This is a genomic window from Neisseria sp. P0008.S010 (genome assembly GCF_051962715.1).
Classification (GTDB): domain Bacteria; phylum Pseudomonadota; class Gammaproteobacteria; order Burkholderiales; family Neisseriaceae; genus Neisseria; species Neisseria elongata.
In genome coordinates this window covers 1-262 of record NZ_JBQCVA010000327.1, presented here as the reverse complement: position 1 = coordinate 262, position 262 = coordinate 1, and the positions used below count along the sequence as shown (strand labels likewise).

1 protein-coding gene is annotated in these 262 nt (G+C 43.5%); it reads left to right on the top strand.

Features of this window, described 5'->3' with window-relative positions; all coding sequences use genetic code 11:
* Nucleotides 1-262, top strand: a 262-nt coding sequence (locus tag ACTHSL_RS13805) for an efflux RND transporter permease subunit (RefSeq protein WP_440381733.1), incomplete at both ends; no start/stop codon positions are given.

The following is a 262-nucleotide window of genomic DNA, read 5'->3' as shown; positions in this document are numbered from 1 at the left end:
ATGCAGGATTATTCTTCTTCCACCCGCTTGAACGGTGTGAACACCACCGGTATGGCAGTGATGTTGTCTAACAGCGGTAACGCTTTGGCAACGGCGACTGCCGTGAAAGAAAAAATGGCGGTTTTGCAGAAGTATTTTCCAGACGGCATGAGCTGGAAAATTCCTTACGATACTTCCAAATTTGTGGAAATTTCGATTGAGAAAGTAATCCATACACTTTTGGAAGCCATCGTATTGGTATTCTTGGTGATTTATCTCTTCC